This window comes from Peribacillus sp. R9-11, assembly GCF_031345095.1.
In the GTDB taxonomy this organism is placed as follows: Bacteria; Bacillota; Bacilli; order Bacillales; family DSM-1321; genus Peribacillus; species Peribacillus butanolivorans.
Genome location: NZ_CP133763.1, coordinates 4,904,275 through 4,917,967, shown reverse-complemented (window position 1 = coordinate 4,917,967; position 13,693 = coordinate 4,904,275). Strand labels below are relative to the sequence as shown.

Annotated in this window: 16 protein-coding genes; 9 read left to right on the top strand and 7 right to left on the bottom strand. The window is 37.1% G+C overall.

Annotation, left to right across the window (positions count from 1 at the left end; translation table 11 throughout):
• The first annotated feature begins 55 nt into the window (after nucleotides 1-55).
• Nucleotides 56-451, top strand: coding sequence for a VOC family protein (locus RE409_RS23825; protein ID WP_201250349.1), 396 nt, complete (start codon nucleotides 56-58; stop codon nucleotides 449-451).
• A gap of 113 nt (nucleotides 452-564) precedes the next feature.
• Here RE409_RS23825 and RE409_RS23820 read toward each other — a convergent pair whose 3' ends face one another.
• On the bottom strand, nucleotides 565-1,236 hold the full coding sequence (locus tag RE409_RS23820; RefSeq protein ID WP_309558188.1) for a DUF6944 family repetitive protein: 672 nt from the start codon (nucleotides 1,234-1,236) through the stop codon (nucleotides 565-567).
• A gap of 222 nt (nucleotides 1,237-1,458) precedes the next feature.
• On the opposite strand from RE409_RS23820, the gene RE409_RS23815 reads away from it, so the two are divergent.
• From RE409_RS23815 to RE409_RS23800, 4 genes are all read left to right on the top strand, one after another.
• Nucleotides 1,459-1,932: a YjdJ family protein gene (locus RE409_RS23815; protein ID WP_309558187.1), complete on the top strand. Its 474-nt coding sequence runs from the start codon at nucleotides 1,459-1,461 to the stop codon at nucleotides 1,930-1,932.
• A gap of 812 nt (nucleotides 1,933-2,744) precedes the next feature.
• The gene (plsY, locus tag RE409_RS23810) at nucleotides 2,745-3,326 is read left to right on the top strand and encodes a glycerol-3-phosphate 1-O-acyltransferase PlsY (protein WP_397327810.1); all 582 of its coding nucleotides are present in this window, start codon (nucleotides 2,745-2,747) and stop codon (nucleotides 3,324-3,326) included.
• Nucleotides 3,327-3,581: 255 nt separating this feature from the next.
• Nucleotides 3,582-4,874, top strand: coding sequence for a family 8 glycosyl hydrolase (locus RE409_RS23805; RefSeq protein ID WP_201222904.1), 1,293 nt, complete (start codon nucleotides 3,582-3,584; stop codon nucleotides 4,872-4,874).
• 175 nt (nucleotides 4,875-5,049) lie between these two features.
• Nucleotides 5,050-5,445, top strand: a complete 396-nt coding sequence (locus RE409_RS23800; protein WP_201186870.1) for a VOC family protein — start codon at nucleotides 5,050-5,052, stop codon at nucleotides 5,443-5,445.
• A 702-nt stretch (nucleotides 5,446-6,147) separates the two neighbouring features.
• On the opposite strand, the gene RE409_RS23795 is transcribed toward RE409_RS23800, so the two are convergent.
• Both RE409_RS23795 and RE409_RS23790 read right to left on the bottom strand, forming a co-directional pair.
• Entirely contained in the window at nucleotides 6,148-6,813 is a 666-nt protein-coding gene (locus RE409_RS23795; RefSeq protein WP_201186869.1) for a hypothetical protein, read from the bottom strand.
• A gap of 95 nt (nucleotides 6,814-6,908) precedes the next feature.
• Nucleotides 6,909-7,058 (bottom strand): hypothetical protein, encoded by a 150-nt coding sequence (locus RE409_RS23790; protein ID WP_201222906.1) that lies wholly within the window; start codon nucleotides 7,056-7,058, stop codon nucleotides 6,909-6,911.
• Between the two features lie 266 nt (nucleotides 7,059-7,324).
• On the opposite strand from RE409_RS23790, the gene RE409_RS23785 reads away from it, so the two are divergent.
• The 4 genes from RE409_RS23785 to RE409_RS23770 all read left to right on the top strand — a co-directional run bounded on the left by RE409_RS23785 (nucleotide 7,325) and on the right by RE409_RS23770 (nucleotide 11,485).
• Nucleotides 7,325-7,492 (top strand): hypothetical protein, encoded by a 168-nt coding sequence (locus RE409_RS23785; protein WP_201186863.1) that lies wholly within the window; start codon nucleotides 7,325-7,327, stop codon nucleotides 7,490-7,492.
• Between the two features lie 83 nt (nucleotides 7,493-7,575).
• Nucleotides 7,576-7,950, top strand: a complete 375-nt coding sequence (locus RE409_RS23780) for a thioredoxin family protein (protein ID WP_274607080.1) — start codon at nucleotides 7,576-7,578, stop codon at nucleotides 7,948-7,950.
• A gap of 176 nt (nucleotides 7,951-8,126) precedes the next feature.
• The gene (locus RE409_RS23775) at nucleotides 8,127-8,633 is read left to right on the top strand and encodes an RrF2 family transcriptional regulator (protein WP_053347813.1); all 507 of its coding nucleotides are present in this window, start codon (nucleotides 8,127-8,129) and stop codon (nucleotides 8,631-8,633) included.
• 2 nt (nucleotides 8,634-8,635) lie between these two features.
• A complete protein-coding gene (locus RE409_RS23770; RefSeq protein WP_309559310.1) occupies nucleotides 8,636-11,485 on the top strand; it encodes a YhgE/Pip family protein in 2,850 nt (949 codons plus the stop codon).
• Nucleotides 11,486-11,531: 46 nt separating this feature from the next.
• On the opposite strand, the gene RE409_RS23765 is transcribed toward RE409_RS23770, so the two are convergent.
• The 4 genes from RE409_RS23765 to RE409_RS23750 form a co-directional block, all read right to left on the bottom strand.
• Nucleotides 11,532-11,903 carry an ArsR/SmtB family transcription factor gene (locus RE409_RS23765; RefSeq protein WP_309558186.1) on the bottom strand — a complete coding sequence of 124 codons (372 nt, stop codon included), beginning with the start codon at nucleotides 11,901-11,903 and terminating at the stop codon, nucleotides 11,532-11,534.
• Entirely contained in the window at nucleotides 11,904-12,335 is a 432-nt protein-coding gene (locus RE409_RS23760) for an SRPBCC family protein (protein WP_201186859.1), read from the bottom strand. It lies immediately after the preceding gene.
• Nucleotides 12,336-12,498: 163 nt separating this feature from the next.
• Nucleotides 12,499-12,942 carry a DUF6376 family protein gene (locus RE409_RS23755; RefSeq protein WP_201186857.1) on the bottom strand — a complete coding sequence of 148 codons (444 nt, stop codon included), beginning with the start codon at nucleotides 12,940-12,942 and terminating at the stop codon, nucleotides 12,499-12,501.
• Nucleotides 12,943-12,973: 31 nt separating this feature from the next.
• A complete protein-coding gene (locus tag RE409_RS23750; RefSeq protein ID WP_056520214.1) occupies nucleotides 12,974-13,579 on the bottom strand; it encodes a protein kinase family protein in 606 nt (201 codons plus the stop codon).
• Nucleotides 13,580-13,693 lie beyond the last annotated feature (114 nt).

Below are 13,693 nucleotides of genomic sequence, written 5' to 3'. Positions count from 1 at the left end.
TCGTGTATACGGTTTTCAACATAGAAATATAAGGGGATATCTAGGAGGATGACAGTTGTCAAAAGGACTTATTCATCATATTGAGCTATATGTTTCTGATTTAAAAAGGACTGTTGATTTTTGGGGCTGGTTTTTAGAGGAATTAGGGTATGAACCTTTTCAGGAGTGGGAAAGCGGGAAGAGTTGGAGCATAGGTGAAATGTATATAGTCTTTGTCCAAGCAGAGGAACGATTTCTTGATGTTCCCTATCATAGGCGGAGAGTAGGTCTTAACCATTTAGCATTTCACGCGACTTCACGTCATCAGGTTGATGATATGACTCAAAAATTAAGGGACAAAGGAGTAAGCATTCTCTATACTGACACTCACCCATTCGCTGGTGGAAAGGAGCATTATGCTGTTTACTTTGAAGACCCAGATAGAATGAAAGTTGAATTGGTGGCACCTTAAGTATTTTCCATTATAGGGGAGTTAGTTTGATAAGATGAAGGAGAATTGCTAAGCAACCTCACTATATGATAAGGAGCTAACGACATCCATCTTTAGCTGTAGGTAGCCCTTTATCAGGTGTAGGAATAATTATTATAAGAATAGGGATAAGAATTGCCGTTTCCATTTTTCGGATTTTTCTCGTGTTCCTCGTGTTTAATGTGTTCAACCTCAAGGGTAATTGCATGAAGTAATATAAATGCACCAATAACTTGAATCCAGCTACCGACCAATAGAATCTGTTCCCCAATTACACTTTTTTCGTTTAAAACGTAAATATTACCGATCGCTGCTAAAAAAGAGCCTAAAGAAATGAAGCTATTTCCTATAATCGCAAGTTCCCTATAGGATGAATCCTCTTCAAGAAATGCACCTACTGCTTCAAAAGCTGCGCCAAGACCTTGGACTCCACTGCCAAGGGTATCTATTTTTACTCCCTCTTCCTCAGCACCATTTAGTTCAATACTTACTCCAACTGCATTTGTACTATTACCAGCAGCCTCAAGCCAAGCACCGAAGATGGTATATATTTGTGCTAGCTCCCTCTCTGGTTTAAACAGCTTAGTTCTCCCGATGGCTTGCAACGAATTTCCGAATGCTTCAATCCCATTTCCTTTTACGATTAAATCTTTCCCCTGATCGCTGTGGGTGAAAGTTTGCTGGGTCTGCCCGGTTGTATCAATAAGTGAACCAATAAATAGTATCCATGCTCCTGAAAGAATGAGGTCTTCTCCACGAAATGTCATATTCCCAAACGCTCCTTAAAAGAGGTTATTTTATATTATTCATAAACCAGTGTATGTTTACATAAACCTTCAAAGCCAGGGTTTAGGAATGAGAGGTAGCCCATCGTTTGAAATGAATCGAATCGTTTCTAATTATTAAGAAGATGAGGAAAGTTAGTTATATTTTAACTTTCAAATTATTGGTATAATGTAGGCAATTGTCTAGAGGTGGTGAAATTGTAAGTGAAATACATTTTTCAATTAGTAATTGCTATGCTGTTTCTTTTGTTTTTTACATTTTGTACATGGTACGAAGGAAGCGAAATTTTAGATAACCCATGGGAATGGAAATATTCAACTCACTTTTCACAGATGCTGAATGATCAAGTTGTGGATGCAAATGATATTTCAGTTTTAGATTATTTCGTATATGCAGCTAAATTCAAACCATTGTTTCCTAGCCTTATGATAATTACAGCACTTTATATAATCATTCTTTTGGGATCGATGCTATTTAAAAGAAGTGCCAAAAAAATAGCTTTATTTCTTTCTGGTTTGGGAGTACTTTTACTACTTTTAAGCAGATTGGTATCTAATTCCCCGTCTGCAGGGGGAAGTTTCTTTAATACTTTTTTTCTAACAAGTGGAATTATATCCGTACTAATTGCTGCCTTATATTATTATCAAATGCCAGAAAGACATAAGACTGGAGTATAAATGTACTTTATGCCTTTTGTAGTTAACTGAGCATTATTGGACGAAAAAGCTGCTATTCATAAGCAGCTTTTTTTTGTGTCGAAGCCTTTTTGAATAACCCTTAATCAATCAAAATGTCATTTTGATATTTATTTTGCGTGGATAACAAATAAAGGATCATATATATTAGCCTGACTAATATGTATGATCCTTTTATATCTTTTCAACAATCGCCCCCTTTAATTGAATAACTTGACTAACGTTTTAATCAACTTTATTTGTAATGAAACATCTTTTTAGTCATTCAACCTTTTTTTCAAAACAGCTTCTTTCTTTTTGTTCGTTTACCAAGATTAATAATATTAATTTGAGCAAACATTCATTAGCCAAAAGCGAAAAACATACGCTAAGCAAAATATGACATCAAGAAAGCCGAGTTTTACAACGCTAGGGAAAATCGGCTACTTCATTATTTTATTAAAGGAATAACGTCAAGAAATGAGGGATTACAGCATTAAATGTTTTTTCTTTCAATAAACCATTCGCAATATTATACACACCTAATGTATCAATTTATTATTTAGGGTCATGCCTATCATTCTGATGGATGCATGACCCTTTTATATTTTTCAAATATATCCGTCAAGAAGTTGTTATGGTAATAATACGCGATGGAAAGATAATAGATAATGATAAAGACGTTAGTGTGAAGGGTGTTCGGTTCAACACTGGGGTGTTGAATAGTTAAGAAAAATAGCAGGGAAATAAGCATAATAAAACGAATATTAATATATAATTGAAATAATAAATTTCAAGTAAGAAGGTAACTTATGCTGAATATAATGACTCTCGTTTCAAGTTATTTAATTGGTTCAATCTCATTTGCTTTGGTTATCGGTAAATTGTTTTATAAAACCGATATTCGAGGATATGGGAGTGGGAACCTTGGAGCCACTAATACGTTTCGGGTTTTGGGAAAAAGAGCAGGAACTACAGTAGCTATTGCGGATATATTAAAAGGTACTGTTGCTTGCCTACTCCCACAAATCTTTAATTCAACTGTTTCTCCTATATTGTGTGGCATACTCGTCATATGTGGACACGCGTTTCCTATCTTCGCGGGCTTTAAAGGTGGTAAGGCAGTGGCTACATCAGCAGGAGTGTTTATATTTTTATCTCCATTAGGTACATGTACTGCATTTATTGTGTTTCTTATTAGTTTGTTAACTTCTAAATATGTGTCTCTTAGTTCAATTTTAGCTAGTATTTCAATTGTTATTTACAGTTTTATATTTGAAGAAAAGCTAATTATAGCACTCTCATTATTTATTAGCTTATTCGTCATTATTCTTCACAGAGAAAATATTAAGAGAATATTGAAGGGTACGGAAACTAAAGTAGGTAAGAAGAAATAATAGATTTGTCTAGCTAAACTAACGGGTGCACTGTATAGAGTGGTTGCTGAGACACCCTTTTTTTACTGATATAACGGAGCAGATTAGTTTAATAAATAATCGTAAATAAATGGTATATTACTTAATCGGTGTTTGAGGGGATTGGAAATTCTAACAGCTCTTTGAATACATGGGGAATTGTCAGTTACATACAAATGTTTATGGCTCGCACAATATTCTAAAGTAAATATAACACCATAATCTAAGGAGCCAGACATGAAAAAAAGAGTTAGCTTATTAATAGGCGTGATAGTAGTCGGTATCATTGCCTCGATAGCATTAGTGGATCAAAATACAAAAAAAGAGGTTGCCAGTAAAAGGCCGTTTCCTCAACATACAGTCTATCAATCTGGAACAATAAAACCAGACAATGTGTCACAAGATGAGATGGATGATGAAGTAGCTGACTTTTATAAAACCTGGAAAAAAAAATATCTTAAGCAGCCTGTTGATAAAAATGATGAGTATTATATTTTTTACAATGATAAGGGGTATGCAGAGCCAAAAAACGCTGTTACCGTTTCCGAAGCGCATGGTTATGGGATGATGATAACCGCAATCATGGCGGGAAAGGATCATAAGGCCAAACAAAACTTTGATGGTCTTTATAGATTTTACAAGGCGCATAGCAGCAAAAATAATCCATCTTTAATGGCTTGGCAACAGGTAAAGAATAAAAAGGGAGAAATTATTAATACGCCAGGGGATGCTGATTCAGCAACTGATGGTGATATGGACATCGCTTATGCGTTATTATTGGCTGATCAGCAGTGGGGAAGTAAAGGGGATATCGACTATCTTGCTAGAGCCAAAGACATTATTGAGGCCATCATGTTGAATGAAATAAATCAGTCTCAGTCTCTTATAAAACTAGGAGACTGGGCGGAGGATAAAGATCATGTTTACGGGCAATCAACTCGTTCATCAGACCTTCTTCTAAATCATTTGAAGACATTTGAGACCGCAACAGGGAATCATAAATGGAAAGATGTAACGGATAAGGCTTATGCGATTATTCATTCTATTTATACAACAAAAAGTGACAATACCGGTCTTATGCCTGATTTCATTGTACAATCTAAGGGAGTTTATCAGCCGGCTCAAGCTGATTTTCTAGAGGGACCAAATGACGGTAATTATAGCTGGAACAGCAGTAGAATCCCATGGCGCTATACGATTGATTACTTACTAACCGGTGACACTAGAGCGTTGGGGCAAATACAAAGGATGAACAATTGGATTAAAGAGGAAACACATGGCAATCCAGAAAATATTCAATCTGGCTATATGCTAAATGGAAAAGCGGTTGAGGAAGGAAATAGTACAAGCTTTGTTGCTCCATTCATGGTGAGCGCCATGGTTGATTCTTCTAATCAGCTATGGATCAACAAATTATGGAGCAGAACGATTCAAGAACACGACGATGATGACTATTTTGCTAATACGATTAAATTACAGACAATGATTGTGGTTTCTGGTAACTGGTGGGCTCCAGAATCCAACACATAAATGTACAAGAAGTTCGATATATAAATTAACATTTTATATCCTTTTTCAACTAGGATGCTTGGGACATTAGTTTAAGAAGAAGCTTCAAAGAGCACCCTAAATTATGATCTGTTTTTCTTATTGGAAAATCCATTGTTTAAAATAACAGAAGCTATAAAAAGGAGTTTGACGATAAATGACAAAGGTTACACCATTCTTAATGTTCCAAGGAAATGCAGAAGAAGCCATGAATTATTACACATCTTTAATCGAAGATTCGGAAATAACCAGCATTACTCGGTATGGAGCAAATGAAGCAGGTGCTGAGGGAAGCGTCATGAAAGCTACCTTTACGTTAAAGGGTCAGGAGTTTATGTGCATCGACAGTAATATCAAGCATGAATTTACATTTACACCTTCTTTTTCATTGTTTATTACATGTGATACTGAAGAAGAAATTGACAGGATTTATGAGAGTTTAACAGATGGTGGAGGAGTACTAATGCCATTAGCTGATTATTCCTTTAGTAAGAAATTCGGCTGGGTAGCTGATAAGTTCGGTGTTTCTTGGCAACTTACTCTTCCAATATAAATAATGATTGATGTAGAAAAGGTCACTAAATTAGTGGCTTTTTTTCATGGAATCATCTGGTTTATAGGTTTTTCCATTCCTTAGCACTTCGTACATACTCCATGGACATTCGGAGAAGTATAAAATTCCGAAGCCTTAAGGGATGAAAAAAAATTTTACTAATAAAGAAGAATTCTCCCTTCTCAATACAACTAATAAGTCCTCGATATTAAGTTTGCCCATCGAACATTACTAGTGAATTCTCCCTTCTTACCTTCATTTTAAAAATTATTTACAGAATATTTAAACACTGGCATGCGGATTGCTAGATTAAAAGTAATATCACATAACTTTCGACGGCAGAAAGGAGGATTATGAAGTGTGAGCAAGAGAGAGTTGAAACTGCGATTCGACATAGAAAGACTTTCTCGTCCATGTTTTGATAGATTTTGGTTTACTTTTATGAGCATTATTAAATAAAAAATATCCGCCAAATAGAATAATTATTGAAGTGAAAATCCCTACTATTTTTTTCATCCCTTTCCTTTTCTTAAATCAGCCTTATTCTTACTTTATCACAAAAGGTTAACATTCCCATATTTTGGGTTCTGTGCAAATCCGGAAAAATTTTTTGTTGAACGTATTTAGATATTTAAATGAATTGTAAATATTTCTTCAAAAGAAAAAGGACCATTATGGGTCCTATTTTCCGTCTTCTTCAATCTATTTAGTAAATTCACTTCTCAGTAGATAAACAACATCAAAGTCTTTTATCTCGTTAATGTGATGGTCCATATCGCTATAAAAATCTTGGGAAAGTGTTCTCATACTACCTTCACCATAGGAATACCCTACACTAGCTAAAACCATCTTATCTGAAATCAGAATGTTTTCTGCTTCATTGCTTCCCCAAACACTCATAACGCTCTCGGTGTTGATTTCAGAAATTTTTAAAGATTTGCTCTGTCCAGAACCTTCCTTCGTAATCGTTTCCAAGTTGCTACCTGTAGTCGTATCACCTTTACTATTGATGCTGACACTAAACATAGATTCATTTTGGTGAGAAGTTGGTGTCGATGTTGCAAAGATAATCGTACCATTATTTTTTAGCCCAGCAGTAACGTGAATTTTTTTATCTTCAACCCTTTTACCGGACTCATATTTTTCAACCCATACAGATACTTCTTTATATGTACTATCAGCCATATGATATTCGAATACAAATGACTGATCAGTTGTTGTTGATAATATGTCTTTTTCTCTGTCAGTCAACTTAGCTTCAGATAGTGTATTATCTGATTTGGATTTGGAAATATTATTAGTATTATTACAAGCACCCATAGTAAGTACTATCAAAGTTAGGATTGCAGTGTACAAAATCTTTTTCATTACGTCCCCCTAGAAAATATTAAAATTATTCTCTTCTCTTTTTTGCCTTCCATCTACCCCAATAAAATAACTAGGTGAAACTTCAGGAGTATCGACTAGATTGCTTTCTTATATTCATTCACAGCTCCTGCACCAAGTAATTTTTCCCCCTTTTGCAAACTTTTTTCAAACATTTCTATTTGTTTTTCCATAGCCTTTTTTCTGCCCCAACCAGCCAATTTGATAGTTTCTTGAATAGTATCCATTATTTCCACCTCTTTATTTTAACCCTACTCTGATTATACCTGAGAATAAAATTGAATATGGGCAATTTATTGAACCTTTGTAGTATTATATATTTTTTATTATTAGACTAGTAAAATCCTCAAATACATACAAAAGAGCCTTTATTAAAGGAGATGTTTGTTTGAGTTTTATTAAAAAACTTTTAGGTCAAGAATACGTTTCACCAGGAGAATTAGAAAAGGTATTATTACCGTTAGCCAATATCATTAGATAAGAGGAGAATTCTATGAAACCAATCTATTTTCTTGCCAGATTCCTGACAGTGAGTTGGTTATTTTTGAAAAAAGCTGTCACTATCTTTTCATTGATGAAAATAGGGAATTCATTTCAAGGATTTCCTCATTCATATACGAGAGATTTGGACCAGGAAATGGTGGTTTCGCCCAAAGCATAGAAAAGGTACATAAACCGAGCATTAGTAAGATAGGTCCAGGATAAACCGTTTGTACTGTGAAGGAATTAATTATATATTAATCCTTGAGTACATTAATTCATGGATTAAAGTATGATGATAAGAAAAGCTCGGAGGAGAAAATCATGAAAAATATTAGTGCAGAACAAGAATACCGTGAACAAATCAAACAAGAGGGACTAACAGTTGGGATTTTTACGACTACATGGTGTCCAGACTGCAAACGTTTAGACATGTTCATCGATGAAATCACTCAAGAACATCAAGATAAACAGTGGTTTACAATCGATCGTGATGAGTTCCCTGAGATTTCTGAAGAGCAAACGGTTATGGGAATTCCATCTTTATTAGTATTTAAAGATGGTGAAAAGATTGCTCATTTACACAGTGCAAACGCTAAAACTCCAGAGGCAGTGAATGAATTTTTAAATAACCTATAAAAACACTTTAGGTAAAGTGAACCCCGCATGATGCTGTCATGCGGGGTTCAACTTTTTTTAGAAATTTTTTCTAGAAATAACTTGATTTTTATAGTGAAACGAGTTTTAATTATAGATACCGAATATCCATTATGGATACTAAATATCCACATACATACTTGAAGAGGTGAACTGATTTGCAATTAACAAAAGGGGTCGAGCAAGCTATATGCATCATTGTTATACTCTCTACCCAGGATAAAAATGTACCGCTTTCGTCTAATGAGATCAGCAGGAGATTAGAGGTGTCTCCTTCTTATTTGAAAAAAATCATAAGGAAATTGGTCGTTAAGCAGATAATCACTTCCGTTCCTGGTAATAATGGCGGCCTTTCTCTTGCCAAAAGTGTAGATAAGATTAAAAACCTTGAAATTATTGAAGCGATGGAAGGACCCATTTCGATGTTTCCGGATACGGGACTTATAGAAAAAGCGTTTAAAGATGGAGAGTATGCAGAGAAGGGGATGGACGTCCTTCGAAGGATGTTTTCTCAGGCGGATGAACTTTTAATGGAGTTCTTTTCCAGACAAACAGTAGCAGATTTGCTTAAAGAGAGCTTTGGCACCACGGACATACCGACTCTTAATTGGAATTCGGCGTCATTGAGTGAAGTACTGCGGAAAAAGAAAGGTGAAAAAGAGTGAACATGCTTAAACAAGAATGGAAGCTTTTCCTTACAAATCGAAAACTGCTCGGTGTCGCAATCGTTTTACTGTTCGTCCCGATTATTTATGGAGGGTTATTCCTTAGTTCTGCTTGGAATCCATACGGAAATACAGGTAAATTGCCTGTTGCAGTCGTGAATAAGGACGTGAAGGCGGAGTATGAGGGTAAAACCTTAACTGTCGGTAATGAGCTAGTCGAGCAATTAAAGGACAATGATGATTTAGAATGGCATTTCGTAACGGAAAAAGCGGCGAAAAAAGGGTTTGATGATGGTACATATTATATGGTCGTCACCATTCCAGAGGACTTTTCGAAAAATGCTTCAACCGTCATGGATGATAAGCCCCAAAAAATGAATTTAACGTATGACGTGAATCCTGGTCGCAGTTTCGTTTCTGAAACGGTCGGAAAACAGGCAACCAATAATTTGAAAACGGAAATTGCTGAAAGTGTCACAAAAGAATATGCTGAAGCGATCTTCTCACAGCTGGATGAAATCGGAGATGGATTCGGCGATGCAGCAGACGGGGCATCAAAACTGGATGAGGGTGCTGAAAAACTGCATGATGGAAACAAAGAAGTGACAGAGAATCTGAATAAATTAGCTTCCAGTACATTAACTTTTAAAGATGGAGCGAATAAGCTTCAAATTGGCGTTGGCGAGTTTTTAGAAGGAGCCAATAAACTTGAAAGTGGCGCGTCGGAATTAAATAAAGGAATTTCACAATACACTTCCGGTGTCGGTCAGTTGAAAAAGGGTGCGGACGAACTCGCATCAGGCACAGGAGAATTAACTAATAATAGTGAAGCACTTATACAAGGTTCATCCCAACTTTCCACTGGGCTGGCTAAAGTGGTTCCAGGAGCCCAAACTTTAAATACTGGATTGGCACAAGCGCAAACAGGCAGTGCGAATTTGAATGATGGGTTGAATCAATTATCACAAAATGCAAGCCAGCTGACGGACCAATCGACAGGAATCCCAAAAATGGCAGCAGGTCAGCAGAGTTTAAATGAGGGAATCAATAAACTGGCAGCAGGAAGCCAGGCGTTAAATGACGGCCTGAAAAAAATGGATGGCCAATTGCCTGGAGAAGAACAGCTGAGTCAGCTTAAGCAAGGACTGACAAGCATTCAAAGCGGTGTAAATCAATTGCAAGAAGCGGTTCCAGCAGGAAGCGGCACGTCCGGTACTGTATCTGGCATTACTGAAGATCTCCAGAATAGCCAAGCAGCTTTAACGGAACTTCAATCAACGATTGCGAATAATGGACAAAGAACAATCAATGCCGTTCAAAACACGGAAGCATTCAAAAGCATGACCAGTGAACAACAATCCGAATTAATCGAAGCCATACAAAATGAACTTCAAAACCAGGCGGAAGCACAAAAACAAATTGCATCGACTCTTGCTGCAAGTGTATCCGACTTATCAACGCAATTAACGGATAAAGTAATGCCAGTATTGAATGGATTAGGCCAGCTTCCAGAACAAGTGGCCAATTTAAATAATGCGGTGAATAAAGTCAATCCAAACGCCGTTTCAGCGTTAAACGGATATACGGCAATAAGGAACGCGCTAGAAGAACAATTGATTCCTGGTGCAACCCAATTAAATAGCGGCTTGAATGAAGCTGTTGAAGGCAGCAATCAATTAACGGCGGCAACACAAAGTTTAAATGAAAAGACACCAGAACTAGTGAAGGGGATCAACCAGTTAGCACAAGGCGGTTCCTCGTTAAATAATGGCCTGTCAAAACTAACTGAGGGTTCTGGTCAATTGGTTGATGGGGTTTCACAACTTCAAGCAGGGTCATCCTCCTTTGGGGATGGTCTTGAGAAGTATGCATTTGGTGTTAGCCAAGTTGGCGAAGGGGCAAACAAACTTGCTAATGGGGCCAATCAACTGAATGCCAACTCAGCAGCCTTGAACGAGGGCTCATCAGCACTTGTTAATGGCACTGAACAATTGGCAAGCAATCTGCCTACTTTAAGCAATGGAGTCATCCAGCTTGCTGATGGCGCAGGTAAGATCAATGAAGGTTCATCAGCACTTGCTGAAGGTTCCGGTAAATTGGGTGATGGAATCTCCTCACTAAAAGATGGAACGGTTGAACTTACGGAAAAATTAAGTGATGGTGCAGAAGAAATAAGTGAAAATAAAACAACCGATGATAATTACAGCATGATTGCTGAACCGACACAGGTTAAAGAACAAAAAAGCAGTGACGTTCCTAATTATGGTCATGCTCTGGCTCCTTATGTATTATCTCTTGGGTTATTTGTAGGAGCTATTGCCTTCAATATGGGATTCCCGACAGGGTTGCCTTCTACAAGACCTACATCAGGAGTGGCATGGTGGTTCAGTAAATTTACGGTCCTATTTATCCAAGCAACGCTTTCAGCATTAGTGTTGGATGCGATCATGATTTGGGGAATGGATTTACAGGTCGAAAATATGGGGCAATTCATTGGGGTTTCCATACTGACTTCACTTACCTTCATGTTCATCGTTACCTTCTTGACTGTAGGATTTGGAAATCCAGGTCGTTTATTGGCGATGATATTCCTTGTATTACAGCTAGGTGCAAGCGGAGGAATGTTCCCTGTGGAGCTGACCAATAACTTCTTCAGTTCGGTTCACCCGTTCATACCAATGACATACTCTGTCATGGGCTTCCGTCAAGCGATGAGTACGAGCCTTGGAGCGGGTGCATTGACAGCCAGTATAGTGTTCCTGACTGGATGCATAATTGTATTTAACCTACTCTTATTGCTAACAATGGTCATCAGGAAGCGCAAAGAACACAATGTTGAGCTGGATGCATAAATTTATAAAGAAAACCCCCGGTGCAATGCGCCGGGGGTTTTCTTCATTATGATGGTTCATCCATGTCCTTTTCTTTTTCGATGACTTTCAATCCATTTTCCCCTGAATTTTCAATCACATGTTTAAGGATGGATAGTTTGTTATCCCAAAATTGATCATAAAAAGAAAGCCACTGTTTCAATTCCGCTAAAGGTTCTGGCTGAAGCCGAAAGCGTTTTTCTCTTCCGACCTTCCGGCCACTGACTAATTCAGCTTCAGAAAGGATATGAAGATGCTTGGCAATCGCTGTACGGCTCATGGAAAAGTGAGAAGTGATTTCTGAAATGGGCAATTCCCCTTCAGCAAGCAATTGCAGGACCTTTCTGCGGGTTGGGTCTGCAATTGCCTGAAATACATCATGCTTTTCTGCTGCAGACACTTAGCCCTCAACAGCCTTTTTAAGTTTTTGATTAACGATCTGTTCCCAGCCATGATCCATTCTATCGCGAATGATCGAGCTTTTTTCATTCGGTTTCGGAAGAATCGTGTCTGGCTCTTTCCAACCGCCATGAATAAGGGTAAACTCCGTTTTGCCATCCAGTTCTTTTAAAATGAACGAAACGATCCAACCATCCGTATCCCAGGAGAACGAGAGCCGATGTGGAGCATCTATCTCTAATACTTTACAAGGAGATGGGCCAAAAGGTGATTGTACATGGAACTCCTGTCCCACTTTCGGCTGAAAATCATTTGGCATGAACCATGAAGCTATACCCTCGGCATTCGAAACTGTATCCCAAACTTTTTGGATGGGTGCTTCAAGAATAACCGTCTTCTTGACATCTTGTAGTGTATTCTGATTTGATTCCATAATAATTCTCCTTTTTTATCATAAATATAAAACCATTTGGTTTCGCTTTTGTTGATTATATAAAACCTTTTGGTTTCATGTCAATGATAACTTGTCTCCATGCATTTATTTTTATTCATGATTTTAGAGAAATACTGCGCTTAAAACAATCCAGCCCGTCTGCTTAATTACCCAATTCTTCAATTTGGTTTGCCAGGCTTGTTATATTCTCGATAGATTTCATTATCTCTGAATTTTCTAGTGCCTCGGGGTCGAATTGACCATTTTCTATATTATTTAGGTATAAATCAATTCCATCTGACAGCTGTTGGTTAGAACTGACGATTTTTTCATGGATGCTTTCTGCTATTTGGGGTGGTTCAGTTGCATTGAATTCTTCAATCTCCGTTTTCATCAGTTGTAGTTCTTTTTCAAGATTTTCTCTTGCTTCGGTATCAGTGACGGCATCTTGGGACAATGCGGGCACTTCATTGGCAAATTCCTTAACTGTACTTACATACCCTGTCGCATTATCTGCATATTCCAATGATGAATTGACTTCTCCCAAAAGCGAGCACCCGCTTAATGTAAGGATGGACATAAAAGCAATGGTTATAATTTTTTTCATATGTTCCTCCAATGTGATTTTATAGTGATGATTAGATGGGTAAGAATCTTTTTTTATAAATCGCTGCTATGGAATTCAGTATAAAGCTAGGGATTTTCTTCGGGAAAAATGACTTCGAATAGAAGAGATGAAAGGCACTTTTCAAGTCGTGCCACTGATTGCAGGATTTCACTTGCTTAAACCTTGCAACATCAATGATTTTCACCTTCTTTTCAGAAGTGATAAAGATGTTTCTTAAATGGATATCTGAAGGATTTAATCCCTCTTTCCTTGCTAATTGTAATGCATGGTCAATCTCTTTTATGTTTTCTTCCGTTATCGGAATTCCTAATGTTAAACATTCAAAAAGAGTGTTGCCTTCGATGTGATCTATAACTAAATAATTCTCACCCGCGTCATAAAGAGTTGGATAGTATTCGATAGATTGAACAGTTTGGTATATCTCAGCTTCTACTTTAGCCGTGTGAGTATGGTTCGGAAAAAACACTTTCATTGCTTTATTGGTAGAATGTATTCTAAATACATAAGCACTTCGGCCTTTTCCAATAAGTGATAAAGAATGATCGGCATCTAGTAATGTATTATTTTTATCATGAGAAATCTTGACACTTTGAGCTAATTCACTATATTGCTGCATACTTTTCACCTCTATTAGTAGTATTATCGCTTCAAATTCTTTTCAATAAAAAAGACGGTATAACCGATTGTTGGTTATACCGTCTTTAAAAATTAAAAGACCTCACCAAATAAT